A 13,083-nucleotide genomic window follows, 5' to 3' on the forward strand; every position below is an offset into this window, starting at 1 on the left:
TCTGGTGGTAATAGCGGAGGGGTCACACCCGGTTCCATGCCGAACCCGGAAGTTAAGCCCTCCAGCGCCGATGGTACTGCAGAGGCTATCTGTGGGAGAGTAGGTCGCCGCCAGAGATCTTTTTTATACCCTCATCCTTCCTTACCATAATTCCCTATGATAATTCTATAATTATGAAGTCTTTGATATAGGAAAAGACATCTAACCAACCTTTAAACTTGAAAAGTGGCTAGATGTCCTAATGTATTCTTCTGACTTATTTTCTTTATTGTCTATTTTATTACTGCCTAATGATGGGGATAAAAACTATATCAGAGAGAGTAACCTCGTCTCGTTCTCCTTCTTCTTTTAACACCGTTTCTACAATGGCATTATGTGCTGATACTTGAACAACCACAACTTTTCCTACCTCTTCTGGGAATGTTGTTTCGTGCTTTTTGGAAGAGATTCCTTTGTATGTTTTTTCTCTAAATACTGTAAGAATATCGCCTTTCTTAATTCCTTCAAAGTGACCTGCTGAAATGATGTATTGCACATGAGGAGTAGATTTCTCTTTCCCCTTTACATCATTAGTTGTTATACTTCGCAAAATGCTTGCCGTATGATAAAGACCCGTAAAGCCTTCTGTAACTTCGTCGAGCATCGCATCTATTGCTTTTTTACAGGCAGCCCATGTTGTAGAGTGCTTAAAGTCATCCCAGACCGGATGAGTAAAATTGTTTTTGTCTTCTCGGGGAGCAAGTCTGAACAGATCTATACCATCTTTATATAAGGGATCAAAAGGAGAGAAGCCTCGAGCTGAGAGAAAAAATAACCGGTCATCTCCTGGAGAGGGGATAATACGTTGATCTTTTTTTACAACACTTGTAACATAAGGAATTTCTGTTCCTAAAGTGTCGTAAAGTTTCATTCTCATACGTACAGTACTTCTCTTGTCTTGTACGAAAAAATCTTTATCTTTTTCTAACAACGAATAAATCTCAAGCTGAAGAGATATATCTTTTTTAGCCTGCCCAGTTGATGCCGTTTCATTATAAATCCTAATAAATGGAGATCTCTTCAATTGGGAAATGCAGTATGAGGTGATTTTTTCTTCCAACACATCAATTGGATAAAAGCGACTATGCCAAACCTCATAACCACTGGTGTTCATCGTTTGCATAACTTCTACAGAAATAGACGCTTTTTGAAGCTCTCTAGAATGTCCACTTGCTGTTATTAGCGTGATTGTTAACATAGAGAGTCCCCAAATTTTTAAGCAACGTAATATTTTCATCTCTTCACCCCAGGAAAAATCTACTCTTTCTCCTTTGTTTATCGGTGATTTAGTTCTTTATCTAGAGCTTTAAAAAATTCATCAATATCACAATCCGCACGAATAAAGAGACGTCTTGGGCTAATATACGACGTAGATATTTCCCCTTTATTGACAATAACAATTTTCCCGTGGCACATAGAAGGAAGAAATGCTGCTGGGGTTACCGTCAGAGATGACCCTACAACAAATAGAAGGTCTGCATCTTCTACAAGAGCTTGACATTCATAAAGATATTTGACGTTTTCGCCAAAAAACACTATGTCAGGTTTTATAATGCCACCGCATTTATCACAATGAGGAACTTCTTCTTTAAATGTTTTTTCATATGACAAATCATAATCGTATCTTTGACCACAATGGGTACAGAAACTTTCCCATGTACTGCCATGGATTTCAAAAACTTTCTTTGAGCCTGCTTTTTGATGAAGCGCATCGATATTTTGTGTAATGATTCCTTTCAGTACTCCCTTCTTTTCAAGCTCTGCGAAGAAGTGGTGTGAAAACGTTGGGCGTATTGTATTTATGGTATGAAGAAATTCTCTGTGAAATTCGTAAAAGAATTTAGGGTTTTGGCGAAAATAATCAATATCAAAAATAAGTTCGGGGTCGGTCTTCATCTTCCTTTTATAAACACCATTTGGACCTCTGAAATCAGGAATGCCAGCATTGGTAGACATGCCCGCACCGCTGAGAAGAACAACCTTTCGTGATTTTGAAAGTGCCTCTGCGCATTGTTGAGTGAGTGTCTCTATGTTTTCTTCCACTCCGATCACCTCCATGTGACATTATATCTCAAAATATTTCTTTGTATTTTTAATCAAAAATTTATGCAACCGATTGACCAATTTGTTACAATATCGCCAGCTTAATAACGGGGGTGTTATAGAATGGCTATAAAAAATCTCATTTATGGTGTTGATGATAAGCCGCCTTTCCCTATTATGGTCTTGGCGGGATTTCAGCACGTCTTAACTTTGTTTGGTGCTACTACTCTTGTTCCTCTTATTTTTGGACCTGCCATGGGTATGACAACGGCAGAAATAGGCTTTTTTATTTCTTGTGTATATCTAGCGATGGGAATCGCGACTCTTATACAGACTCACCCTAAATTAGGATCGGGGCTTCCTATCGTTCAAGGGTCAAGTTTTAGTTTTATTCCTCCTATTATGACAATCATCGCTGCATATGGTGCTTCTGGACCATCAGTTGTTATGCAGCATGTTGGTGGAGCACTCATTGCTGGAGGACTTATTCTTTCTGTTATCGGGTACAGTCGGATAGTGGGTATTATTAGAAAAGTTATCACTCCCGTTGTTATCGGACCAACCATTATGGCTATTGGCTTCTCTTTGGCGCCTGTTGCCATCCAGTTCAACGCTGCCAATTATTGGCCTATTTCCCTTATTGTTGTTTTTTGCGTCTTTTTCTTTAGCCTCATGAGCAAAAATAAATACTTTAATATATTCGCAATTCTTGCATCTATTACAATTGCTTATCTGGTAGCACTTGCTGGTTCTCTCTCGGGCTTTTTCCCGGCTGATCATCCCGCTTTTATTAATCTTGCCAGTGTTGTAGAAGCTCCATGGTTCCGTTTCACTGGTTTCATGCCCTGGGGGGTTCCTAAGTTTGATCTCGTTTCTTTCGGAGCAATTATTGCTGGATTTTTCGCGGTTATGATCGAGTCGATTGGAGATTATCACTCTTGTTCCTATGTGGCTGGTTTACCAGATCCTGAACCATCTACAATCAATAGAGGAATTGGTGCGGAAGGTCTCAACTGTGCTATAGCTGGAACACTTGGTGCAGTTGCTACCACTTCATATACAGAGAATATTGGTCTTATTGGCTTAACTGGAGTTGCTTCTCGCTGGGTTGTTCGTACAGGAGCTGTGCTTCTCATCATAATGAGCTTTATTGGAAAAATTGGAGCTCTTATTGCAACAATACCTAGTCCAGTTATTGGAGGAGCTTATATTGCCCTTTTCGGCATTATCGGAACGTTGGGAATTCAGGTATTGCTTCGAGCCGATATGACGAGTCAGAGAAACGTTCTTATTGTTGGTTTTGCTTTTCTTATGGCATTAGGTCTTCCTGGCTGGGTAGAAGCTCAGAAGGATGCCTTTTTTGCACTTGGTATCGGTGGCCAGGTTCTTTGGGCCGTTATGAAAACCCCCATGGCAGTGGCAGGAATTTGCGCAGCTTTTTGGGATTCGATTGTTCCTGGAACGAATAAAGAACGAGGAATAACAGACTAACATTACAAAACGTAATTAAAGAACAATTTCTTAATACGAAGATCTAAAGCTGCCTTTAAAGGCAGCTTTTTAATTTTTAAAACTTGACAAAAATACCCATCTCCCCTATAGTGTATATAAACAAAATTAACTCTACTATTTTAGTAGGGTAAGCCATTCAATAAAATGTTATAATGAAAAAAATGTTTGAAAATGGATTAAGGGAGGTACAAGGATGGCTAAAAGATTAGAAGTATATAAGTGTGAGTTGTGCGGCAACATTGTTGAAGTTCTTCATGCCGGAGCAGGCCAACTCGTTTGCTGCGGCCAACCTATGAAACTTCTTGAAGAGCAGACAGCAGATTCTGCTACAGAAAAACACGTTCCTGTTGTCGAAGGTAACAAAGTGAAGGTAGGAAGTGTTCCTCATCCGATGAAAGACGAGCATTACATTGAATGGATTGAGGTTATATCTGGAGATAAAATTTATCGTCAATTCCTGAACCCAGGAGAGGATCCCGAAGCAGAATTTGGTGAAATTACTCCAGAGATGAGTAGAGAATATTGTAATGTTCATGGATTATGGAAGGCAGGTAAGTAGAATATGATATCTAAAAAAATGCAGGATGCAATAAACGATCAGATTAATGCAGAGCTCTATTCCGCTTATTTATATTTAGCTATGGCTGCCTATTTTGAAGAAGAGAATCTTATGGGCATGGCAAATTGGATGCATATCCAGGCTTTAGAAGAGAAAGACCATGCAATGAAATTCTATAATCACATTGTAGAGCGTGGAGGAAGAGTAAAGTTACAGGCTATTGCCGAGCCTCCCTTTGAATGGAAATCATGTATTGATGTTTTCAAAGCGGCACTTGACCATGAGCGCTATGTTACTCGGCGCATTAATGACTTAGTTGATCTTGCCATAGAAGAGAAAGATCATGCAAGTAACATTTTCCTTCAGTGGTATGTGACGGAGCAAGTGGAAGAAGAAGCAAATGCTGAAGAAATTATTCATAAACTAGAGTTTGTTTCTGAGTCTAAGCATGGCATATATATGCTTGATAAAGAATTGGGAGCAAGGGTATATACTCCACTTGCAACTGAAGAAGAATAACTTCCTATTATTAACGAAGAAATAGATGATCAAGGGGCAAAGCAGATTATGCTTGTGCCCCTTTCTTGTGAAAAGGGAGGGTTACACAATGGCGCATATTGATGCCAAAGCTCTTTTCTCTTTAAGTTATGGGATGTATATTTTAAGTACGGAATATGAAGGTCAAAAAAATGGACAAATTCTCAATGCTTTGATACAGCTGACAAGTAAGCCTATCTGTATAGCTGCGTGTCTTCATAGAGATAATTACACTACGGAATTACTTGAAAAAAGTCGACGCTTATCGATTTCAGTTTTGGAAGAAACAGTTCCCTTAAAATTTATAGGAGTATTTGGCTTCCGTTGCGGACGGGATTTTGACAAGTTCAGTGCCTGTATATATAAAAGAGGAGAAACAGGAATTCCCATAGTTACAGAATATTCGTTGGCTTCTATTGAAGCACGTGTTCTTTCTGTAACAGAAGTTCATACCCATAAATTGTTTATAGCGCAAGTTGAAGCCGCGGAGGTTATAAAAGAAGGTAAACCCTTGCTTTATGCAGATTATCACACTATTAAAAAGGGAAAATCTCCAGATAAGGCTCCCTCAGCTATATTCAATACTATAAAATAAGAATAATCTTAATAGGTAAAGAGCAAGGAGGATAAGAATGACACCACTTGAGATAAAACCTGGTATTTTTTGGGCAGGCGTTTTGGATTGGACCTTAAGGGATTTTCATGGGTATTCTACAGAAAAAGGTTCAACGTACAATGCGTATATTGTTAAAGGGCGAGATAAAATAGCCCTTTTCGATACAGTAAAGACAACCCACTTTGACGAATTTATAGAGAGATTAGAAGAAATAGTAGACGTAGAGAAGATTGACTACATTGTTGTCAATCATGCGGAAATGGATCATTCAGGTAGTCTTCCTATGGTTGTAGATAGAGTAAAACCTGAGAAAATTTTTCTTTCTAAACCCTGCAAAGATGCACTTATAGCTCACTTTGGAGATGTTGTTGAAAGTTGGCCCTTGCAGATTGTTGCCACAGGAGATGAAGTCTCTCTCGGCGGAAAAACTATCTCTTTTATTGAAGCGCGTATGCTTCATTGGCCCGATAGCATGTTTTCGTATATAAAGGAAGACCGCGTTCTTATTTCCAACGATGGTTTCGGCCAGCATTATTCCACAAGTGTTCGCTTTGATGACGAAGCTGACTGGGGAGAGTTGATGCACCAATCGGCTAAATATTATGCGAACATTCTATTACCCTATTCTCCCATAATGCTTAAGAAACTTGACGAGATAGGATCTATGAATATAGAAATAGATATGATAGCCCCAGACCATGGCATTATTTGGAGAAGCCACATCCCTGAAATTTTATCTGCATATCGTAAATGGGCTGAAGGGAAATGTCTCGATAAAGCTGTAGTAACATACGATACGATGTGGCATAGTACAGAGAACATGGCACGCCATATTGCAGAGGGGCTTATCAATAAAGGTATCGAAACTCATGTTATGGATTTACGGGTGACGCACCATAGCGATGTAATGACAGAAATTCTTGATGCGAGAGGACTCCTTCTCGGTTCCCCGACATTAAATACTGGATATTTACCGAGAATGGCCGATCTTGTCTGCTACGTGAAAGGATTACGTCCCATAAAAAAAGTTGGAGCTGCTTTTGGTTCTTACGGATGGGCAGGCGAATCGCTTAAACTTCTCAACCAAGAATTGGAAGCTATGAAGATCAACATCGTTCATCCAGGAATAAAGGTAAAATATGTTCCCCGGGAAAGCGATCTACATGAATGTTTTGCTATGGGAGAGAGCGTAGCTGAAGCAATTTATGAAGCAAATAAAGCCTGATAAAGTAGCGATATCAGCATTCAGGGGAGAATTTTCCCCTGAATGCTTCCATACCGTGTTGGAAAATATATATAAGACCTACACACGAGCCGAACTTATCTATCCAGACCCCGTGGAGTTCCCGCGGAGGTATGCAGATGTAAGAGATAGAGAGATTGTGGCGCTTATAGCGTCATCTCTTGCATACGGAAGAGTTCAGCAGATTCATAACAGTGTAAGCAAAGTCCTTACCCCCATGGGAGATAAACCGGCTTCTTTTATACGTTCTACGTCCGAAAAAGAGTTGGAAAGGCTCTACTCTGATTTTAGACATCGTTTTACTTCGGGCAGTGAATTGGTACAGTTTTTATTAGGGGTACAGAAAATTTTGAAAAGGTACTTATCTCTGGAAGAGTGCATTATTGCTTGTTTGTCTTCAAACAGTAGCATTTTTGATGGATTGACTGCTTTTGCAGATAGCATAAAAAAAGCAGCAGGAGGAGCAACCTCTCTTATCGCTTCACCTGCTGATGGGAGTGCCTGCAAACGTTATTTTCTCTTTCTTAAGTGGATGATACGGCACGATGCTGTTGATCCTGGTGGATGGTCTGCTGTTTCGTCTGCTGATCTATATTTTCCAATAGATACACATATGCATAAAATTGCGCGGTCTCTTCATTTTACAGAACGAAAACAGGCTGATTTAAAAACCGTTATAGAAGTAACTCGTGCCTTTCAGAAAATAGCTCCCCACGATCCTACACGGTACGATTTTGCTTTAACCCGTTTTGGAATCCGTTCAGAACTACATATAGCTGAACTTATTAAACAATGCAATGATGGCGTGTCGTCTTCTATTCGAGAGTAATCTCGTCGCAAAAATTAGTGTGTAACCATTTTTCAGTTTCGTAAGGACGTATATGAGGTAATAAAACCATAAGTTTAGTAATAATGCCCTCTCGCGTCATGTCTTTTCCTGAAATAACCCCCATTTTGAGGGTCTTTCGTCCAACTTCATACACATTCAAATCAACGCCGCCATAGACACATTGAGTGGTGATGACGACGGGTATTCCCATATCTTGAGAAAGTTTCAACGGAGGGAGCAAGCTTTCTCCAAGGTAAGGGACACCTCCAAGACCGAGAGCTTCTATGACGATAGCTTTAGGTTCCATGTTAACAACATATTCCAGATACTTGGCGGGAAATCCAGGAAAAAGAGTTACAAGAAAGACAGCTGTTTCAAGGTCGAAATCATGATTTTTCGTACGTAACGGAAAAGGTTCCATTTCTAGGTTAGGTACATGTGTTAATAAAGCTTTCCCTCTTTCAATATGGCCTAAATGAGGATAGTTAATACTTGAAAAGGCTGTATAGTCATGGCTTAGAATTTTTTGAGATCGAGGTCCATGTATGAGTTGATTTCCGAAAGAGATAGTTATTCCTCTACGCTTGTTTTCTACCATGGCCTGGGCAAATAGGAAAGACGTATAAATGTTGTCTACAGCGTCTGTTCCTGGGACTAGGATAGGTTGCATTGAGCCTGTAATAATTACAGGTTTGGAAAAATAGGGAATCATGAAAGAAAGGGCAGAAGCTGTGTAAGCCATAGTGTCTGTTCCATGAAGAATAATAAAGGCGTCGTAATTTCTCTCTTGTTCGAGAAGAAAAGACGCGATTCTTTTCCAATCGAAGGGCGACATATTCGAGCTGTCTTTAGAAAGTAGATCGTGAATATCAATATCTCCGAAATCTTGCAACGCAGGAATATAGTTTAAAAGCTCATTACCTGTTAACGCAGGGGCAAGGCCATCTTCTCCTTGCGCAGAGGCTATTGTTCCTCCTGTGGAAACAACAAGAAAACGATTCAAAACCAGCACCACCTTTCAGCAAAAATGCTTATAAAGAATTTTGGAGCGATGCATTTTTGATACCTCGCATTACATTAACTCCAAAAAGAATAATGGCTCCTATAATAAATGTTGTGCTTATAACAGCGATGCCCATTCGACTTGATCCTGTAATATGGGTAATAAAGCCAAAAAGTGCAGGCCCCATTACTCCTGCAAATTTACTTGAAATGTCGTAGAAGCCAAAAAACTCGGCACTACGCGAAGGAGGAACAAGACTGGCGTATAAACTTCTGCTTATAGCCTGCGTTCCACCCTGAACTGTTCCTACGGCAAGAGCTAAGAGCCAAAAATGCCATGCTTTTGATAAAAACAGGGCGCCTATAGAGATTAAAACATAGCCGCTCAGCCCTGTAAGAATAGCCTTTTTGCTTCCGACCTTTGAAGCGAATTGACCGAAGAAAAGGGAAAACGGCACGCCTATAAATTGGGTCATAAGAAGCGCTCCTACGAGGTGAAGCTTGGAAATACCTACATTGGCACCATAGATGGCAGCCATCCGTATCATGGTGCCAATGCCGTCATTATAAAACCAAAAAGCTATAAGAAATCTGAATAAGTCGCGATATTTTCTAATTTCAGAAAATGTTTGTCGAAGGCGAAGCCTGGCTTCTCCTGCAATCCATTTATGACGCCTGTTAATAAGAGGTTTCGCGTAGGGCTCAGGTACAAAAATAAAGAGAGGTATAGAGAAAAGTCCCCACCAAAGAGCTACGGAAAGAAAAGAGAGCCGGGGGCCGAGTGTTCCTGGAAAGATAGAGATCATAACTAGATTGATGGCTAACAATATGCCACCACCTAAATATCCAAGGGCATAGCCTTGAGAGGAAACCATATCTATTTCATTAAGAGGAACAATGTGAGGCAAGAGAGAGTCATAAAAAATCATAGAGGCTGAAAAACCGATTGTACCTAGAACCATAAAAAAAAGCGCGGCTTTCCAGTGACCGTGTTGTACAAAAAAAAGTGCAGCTGTAGAGATAATCCCCAATAATGTAAAGAGGCCCAACATCTTTTTTTTCTTTTGGCTGATATCTCCAATGGCACCGAGGAGAGGTGCGACGATGGCGCTGCATAGTAGGGCTAAAGCAGAAGCATATCCCCAATATACAGTGGAAAGATTGCCTTTAAGAAAGGGTGTCGCAATTTCTTTGAAATAAACAGGAAGTATGGTTGCCATGATTGTTGTTGCAAAAGCCGAATTTCCGACATCATAAAGGCACCATGATGTTGTTTTTTTGTCTTTGGGAAGTATCCGCCTCAATTTTTTCACGAAAGTCCTCCTATAGAGGGAATATAATTGATAGTACCATAGCGACGGATGACAGTGCAGATATATTTTGAATGATATAATGTCGATTAATTGAAAACTTTAAACACTTTAAACATTATGGAGGTTATGATGACATTTCATCGTCCAGATTGGGATTCGTATTTTATGATGATTGCTGCGGTGGCAGCTACTCGGGGAACATGTTTACGGCGAAAGGTCGGGGCTGTTATCGTTAAAGATCTTCAAATTATCAGTACTGGTTATAATGGAGCTCCCAAAGGATTACCCCATTGCTCAGAAGTAGGATGTTTAAGAGAAAAATTAGGTATCCCTTCAGGAGAACGACATGAGATATGCAGGGGATCCCATGCAGAAATAAACGCAATTGCCCAAGCGGCTGCTGTAGGAACTAGTACCGAGGGTGCGGTTCTCTACTGTACCCATGAACCTTGCTCCTTTTGTACCAAGGCCATTATAAACGCGGGTATCCATCGGATTGTCTTTGTGTTCGGGTATCCCGACCCATTGGCGGCTCAAATGCGCCAAGAAGCAAAATTGGAAGTATGTCAGCTTTCTGAGGAAGTTTTTCAGGAGATGGATGGAGCTCTCAAAGCCTTCTTGGATCAATAAGGTTAGAATATAGATTAGGAGGGGAATATTATGACATTTACTCGTGAACAGGCTATGGAACATTTGAGAGAATATAACAACGAAGATGCTCACATTAAACATGCTCTGGCTGTTGAAGCGACCATGAAATATTTCGCTAAAAAAGCTGGAGAGGACGAAGAGAAGTGGGGGCTTGTCGGTTTGCTTCATGATATTGATTGGGAACAGACTGAGCAAACGCCTGAGAAGCACACCCATCTTGCAGCTGAATGGCTCAAGGCAAAGGGATATGCTGACGATATTATCAGAGCTATTCAAGCCCATGGTTGGGGAATAACGTCAGATGTGGAACCTCGTTCTCTTATGGAGAAGACACTTTTTGCCGTTGACGAGTTGACTGGTCTTATTATTGCTGCGGCCCTTGTTCGACCTTCCAAGTCTCTTCAGGATCTTACCGTAAAGTCAGTAAAGAAAAAATGGAAGGATAAGGCATTTGCGCGAGGTGTCGATCGTGATGTAATCCAAAAGGGAGTAGATTTGCTCGATATGAATTTAGAAGAAATGGTTAACGGAGTTTTAGAGGCACTTCGTCCCATCGAGCAGGAACTCGGATTGGGGTTAGCGTAATAACGGCGGAGCTATAGTTCAGTCAATTCGCTGATTGTCAAATAAGGTCGATTCGCTATTATAAAAGGGAATCAAAAATATTAAGCGAGATATATAGACCTTGGAGGGAGTACTATGACAATACGTGTCATATTGGCAGACGATCATCCCCTTACCAGAGCGGGTCTTTCTGCGTATCTTCAACAAGAGAGCACCATAGAGCTTGTTGGAGAAGCAGATGATGGGGAAAAAGCGTGGAAGCTTATTAATGAACTTAAACCAGATGTAGCTTTGCTTGACATACGAATGCCAGGTGAAGATGGTGTTTCTATAGCACGACGTATTAAAGAAGAGAAGCTTCCAGTCATTCCGGTAATGCTTACCTCTTATGACGCTCATCAGTATGTTGTTGCATCTTTGCGGGCAGGGGCTCGCGGATTTGTTTTAAAGACTGCGACGCCACAAGATTTAATTCGAGCTATTCAGACTGTAGTACAGGGAGGGCTTTACCTTGACTCTGAAGTTGCTACAGTTGTGGGTGAGCGAGAGCTTGTGCCAGAGTCTCTTTCTGCAAGAGAAAGGGAAGTTCTCGTTTTGGCATCGAAGGGATTGTCGAGCAAAGAAGTAGCAGGAGAACTTTTTATTAGTGAGCGAACTGTTCAAACTCACCTGGCTTCCATTTACGACAAACTTGGAGCTCGAAATAAAACGGAAGCGCTTCTTTTAGCGCTGAAATATGGTGTTGTTACTCTTGAGGAATTGCTGGAATGAGGCGTCATTTGCTCTTGCTTCTTGTCTTGGCCATTACTTTGCCGACCATGGCTGTTCTTGTAGTTTCAAGTGTTGCTATGATTCATCAGGAATGGGCTATGGAGGCTGTTACCCATTCATATGTTGAGGATTTGGCTGAGAATGTAGCATCATGGCTTAATCTCGAACCACCATTGTGGGGGGGAAGAGATTCTTTTTCATCGATAGTAAAGAAACTTCGAGTCTTTTCGTGGGGGCCTTCTTTGCCTGGATGGGTGGCTGTAATAACGTCAGAAGGAAAAATCTTGATGGCTTCTCCTGGCGTTAGCAACTTGGCAGCCATCTGGGACCCGCGTATCCCTATAGGGCGTGCGGTAGAGGTTCGTGATCGCCAGGGAGATCGCTATACAATAGCTGTGTATCCTTTAGATGGGGGCAACCATCTAGTTATTGCTGCTGTGGCGTGGCGTCAGCTTATCGGCCCAATGCTTCGCTTTGGGCATATTTGGCCTGTTCTCATCGTGCTCATGACACTGACCACTCTTATTGCCGTATGGGCGATGTGGCACTGGTTGATTCTTCCTCTTCGAAAAATGGTAATAGAAGTTGATTCTCTCATCTGGGGAAAGGAATTGCCAGAACAAGATGATCCGCAAGCAGTCTTTGAACTTGGACGTCTTCGCAGAGCACTTTACCGTCTTGCCAAAACAGCTATTGAGCGTGACGATTTAAGGAATCGTTACGTTCATGATGTTGTAAGCGTGCAGGAAGAAGAGAAGAAGAGGATAGCCAGAGATATTCATGATGGCCCGCTGCAGGATATTACGGCGATGATCCAGCAGATGCGTCTTTTCAATATGAATTCGTGTCCCTCTGGAGAGACGTCTCATTTAAAATTGGCTGAAGAAGCGGCTCAGATAGCCGTAAGGGATTTGCGGGAACTTTGCGATGAACTTTCACCTCCATGGCTTGATCTCGGTTTAGAGCATGCTCTTACAGAACTGGCCGATCGTTTATCTAGGCATAATGCCATTGATGTGACAATAGATGTAGATGAGCAGATATACATGCCGTCGGAAGTTGTGTTGGCCTTCTTCAGAATATTTCAAGAGGGTGTCTCGAATGCTGTGCATCATGGAAGGGCGACGCAGGTAAAGGGAGAAGTAAGCCAACTTGATGATACGACAGTGATGTTTGAAATTCAGGATAACGGAAAAGGTTTTGAACCTAATAAAAGCTATGAAGAACTTCGTCTTAACGGTCATCGCGGATTAGCGAACATTATGGAACGTATAACGACGCTTCGAGGTGAATTTGAAGTAGAGTCGGTACCAGGCAAAGGAACTCTTTTGCGTTGTCTTGTACCTATTGTACAAGACAACGATGAGAATTAGGATTAGGAAGGGAGGCAGGCCCATACGGGGC

General features: G+C 41.2%; 14 protein-coding genes and 1 rRNA gene. 11 read left to right on the plus strand and 4 right to left on the minus strand.

What is annotated here, in order from left to right; all coding sequences use genetic code 11:
- Positions 1 to 116 (plus strand): 5S ribosomal RNA (gene rrf / locus ACZ5GY_RS01405).
- A gap of 164 nt (positions 117 to 280) precedes the next feature.
- Here the strand turns inward: rrf and ACZ5GY_RS01410 are convergent.
- Both ACZ5GY_RS01410 and ACZ5GY_RS01415 read right to left on the minus strand, forming a co-directional pair.
- Positions 281 to 1,276 carry a FlgT C-terminal domain-containing protein gene (locus ACZ5GY_RS01410; RefSeq protein ID WP_213690907.1) on the minus strand — a complete coding sequence of 332 codons (996 nt, stop codon included), beginning with the start codon at positions 1,274 to 1,276 and terminating at the stop codon, positions 281 to 283.
- A gap of 38 nt (positions 1,277 to 1,314) precedes the next feature.
- Positions 1,315 to 2,082: an SIR2 family NAD-dependent protein deacylase gene (locus ACZ5GY_RS01415; RefSeq protein WP_307879546.1), complete on the minus strand. Its 768-nt coding sequence runs from the start codon at positions 2,080 to 2,082 to the stop codon at positions 1,315 to 1,317.
- Positions 2,083 to 2,205: 123 nt separating this feature from the next.
- Here ACZ5GY_RS01415 and ACZ5GY_RS01420 point away from each other — a divergent pair, with 123 nt between their 5' ends.
- From ACZ5GY_RS01420 to ACZ5GY_RS01445, 6 genes are all read left to right on the plus strand, one after another.
- Positions 2,206 to 3,573: a uracil-xanthine permease family protein gene (locus tag ACZ5GY_RS01420; RefSeq protein ID WP_213690909.1), complete on the plus strand. Its 1,368-nt coding sequence runs from the start codon at positions 2,206 to 2,208 to the stop codon at positions 3,571 to 3,573.
- 214 nt (positions 3,574 to 3,787) lie between these two features.
- Positions 3,788 to 4,153 carry a desulfoferrodoxin gene (locus ACZ5GY_RS01425; RefSeq protein WP_213690910.1) on the plus strand — a complete coding sequence of 122 codons (366 nt, stop codon included), beginning with the start codon at positions 3,788 to 3,790 and terminating at the stop codon, positions 4,151 to 4,153.
- Between the two features lie 3 nt (positions 4,154 to 4,156).
- Positions 4,157 to 4,672, plus strand: coding sequence for a ferritin (locus ACZ5GY_RS01430; protein ID WP_213690911.1), 516 nt, complete (start codon positions 4,157 to 4,159; stop codon positions 4,670 to 4,672).
- An 88-nt stretch (positions 4,673 to 4,760) separates the two neighbouring features.
- A complete protein-coding gene (locus ACZ5GY_RS01435; RefSeq protein WP_213690912.1) occupies positions 4,761 to 5,285 on the plus strand; it encodes a flavin reductase family protein in 525 nt (174 codons plus the stop codon).
- Between the two features lie 37 nt (positions 5,286 to 5,322).
- On the plus strand, positions 5,323 to 6,531 hold the full coding sequence (locus tag ACZ5GY_RS01440; RefSeq protein ID WP_213690913.1) for an FprA family A-type flavoprotein: 1,209 nt from the start codon (positions 5,323 to 5,325) through the stop codon (positions 6,529 to 6,531).
- Positions 6,512 to 7,378, plus strand: a complete 867-nt coding sequence (locus ACZ5GY_RS01445; protein ID WP_213690914.1) for a TIGR02757 family protein — start codon at positions 6,512 to 6,514, stop codon at positions 7,376 to 7,378. Before ACZ5GY_RS01440 ends, ACZ5GY_RS01445 begins: the two co-directional genes overlap by 20 nt.
- On the opposite strand, the gene ACZ5GY_RS01450 is transcribed toward ACZ5GY_RS01445, so the two are convergent.
- On the minus strand, positions 7,365 to 8,381 hold the full coding sequence (locus tag ACZ5GY_RS01450; protein ID WP_213690915.1) for an asparaginase: 1,017 nt from the start codon (positions 8,379 to 8,381) through the stop codon (positions 7,365 to 7,367). The genes ACZ5GY_RS01445 and ACZ5GY_RS01450 overlap by 14 nt on opposite strands.
- Before the next feature lie 28 nt (positions 8,382 to 8,409).
- Positions 8,410 to 9,693 carry an MFS transporter gene (locus ACZ5GY_RS01455; protein WP_213690916.1) on the minus strand — a complete coding sequence of 428 codons (1,284 nt, stop codon included), beginning with the start codon at positions 9,691 to 9,693 and terminating at the stop codon, positions 8,410 to 8,412.
- Positions 9,694 to 9,822: 129 nt separating this feature from the next.
- Between ACZ5GY_RS01455 and ACZ5GY_RS01460 the strand changes: the two genes are divergently transcribed.
- The 4 genes from ACZ5GY_RS01460 (at position 9,823) to ACZ5GY_RS01475 (ending at position 13,052) form a co-directional block, all read left to right on the plus strand.
- Positions 9,823 to 10,323 (plus strand): deoxycytidylate deaminase, encoded by a 501-nt coding sequence (locus ACZ5GY_RS01460; protein WP_213690941.1) that lies wholly within the window; start codon positions 9,823 to 9,825, stop codon positions 10,321 to 10,323.
- Between the two features lie 30 nt (positions 10,324 to 10,353).
- Positions 10,354 to 10,929, plus strand: a complete 576-nt coding sequence (locus ACZ5GY_RS01465; RefSeq protein ID WP_213690917.1) for an HDIG domain-containing metalloprotein — start codon at positions 10,354 to 10,356, stop codon at positions 10,927 to 10,929.
- 114 nt (positions 10,930 to 11,043) lie between these two features.
- On the plus strand, positions 11,044 to 11,679 hold the full coding sequence (locus tag ACZ5GY_RS01470) for a response regulator transcription factor (RefSeq protein WP_213690918.1): 636 nt from the start codon (positions 11,044 to 11,046) through the stop codon (positions 11,677 to 11,679).
- The gene (locus tag ACZ5GY_RS01475; protein ID WP_213690919.1) at positions 11,676 to 13,052 is read left to right on the plus strand and encodes a sensor histidine kinase; all 1,377 of its coding nucleotides are present in this window, start codon (positions 11,676 to 11,678) and stop codon (positions 13,050 to 13,052) included. The genes ACZ5GY_RS01470 and ACZ5GY_RS01475 overlap by 4 nt, the downstream gene beginning before the upstream one ends.
- Positions 13,053 to 13,083 lie beyond the last annotated feature (31 nt).

The sequence above is a fragment of the Aminobacterium thunnarium genome, assembly GCF_055390565.1.

Excerpts from the sequence above, each read along its gene's own strand:
- ACZ5GY_RS01410 (WP_213690907.1), bottom strand. The coding sequence starts at position 1,276 with ATGAAAATATTACGTTGCTTAAAAATTTGGGGACTCTCTATGTTAACA.
- ACZ5GY_RS01420 (WP_213690909.1), top strand. The coding sequence starts at position 2,206 with ATGGCTATAAAAAATCTCATTTATGGTGTTGATGATAAGCCGCCTTTC.
- ACZ5GY_RS01425 (WP_213690910.1), top strand. The coding sequence starts at position 3,788 with ATGGCTAAAAGATTAGAAGTATATAAGTGTGAGTTGTGCGGCAACATT.
- ACZ5GY_RS01430 (WP_213690911.1), top strand. The coding sequence starts at position 4,157 with ATGATATCTAAAAAAATGCAGGATGCAATAAACGATCAGATTAATGCA.
- ACZ5GY_RS01435 (WP_213690912.1), top strand. The coding sequence starts at position 4,761 with ATGGCGCATATTGATGCCAAAGCTCTTTTCTCTTTAAGTTATGGGATG.
- ACZ5GY_RS01440 (WP_213690913.1), top strand. The coding sequence starts at position 5,323 with ATGACACCACTTGAGATAAAACCTGGTATTTTTTGGGCAGGCGTTTTG.
- ACZ5GY_RS01445 (WP_213690914.1), top strand. The coding sequence starts at position 6,512 with ATGAAGCAAATAAAGCCTGATAAAGTAGCGATATCAGCATTCAGGGGA.
- ACZ5GY_RS01460 (WP_213690941.1), top strand. The coding sequence starts at position 9,823 with ATGACATTTCATCGTCCAGATTGGGATTCGTATTTTATGATGATTGCT.
- ACZ5GY_RS01465 (WP_213690917.1), top strand. The coding sequence starts at position 10,354 with ATGACATTTACTCGTGAACAGGCTATGGAACATTTGAGAGAATATAAC.
- ACZ5GY_RS01470 (WP_213690918.1), top strand. The coding sequence starts at position 11,044 with ATGACAATACGTGTCATATTGGCAGACGATCATCCCCTTACCAGAGCG.
- ACZ5GY_RS01475 (WP_213690919.1), top strand. The coding sequence starts at position 11,676 with ATGAGGCGTCATTTGCTCTTGCTTCTTGTCTTGGCCATTACTTTGCCG.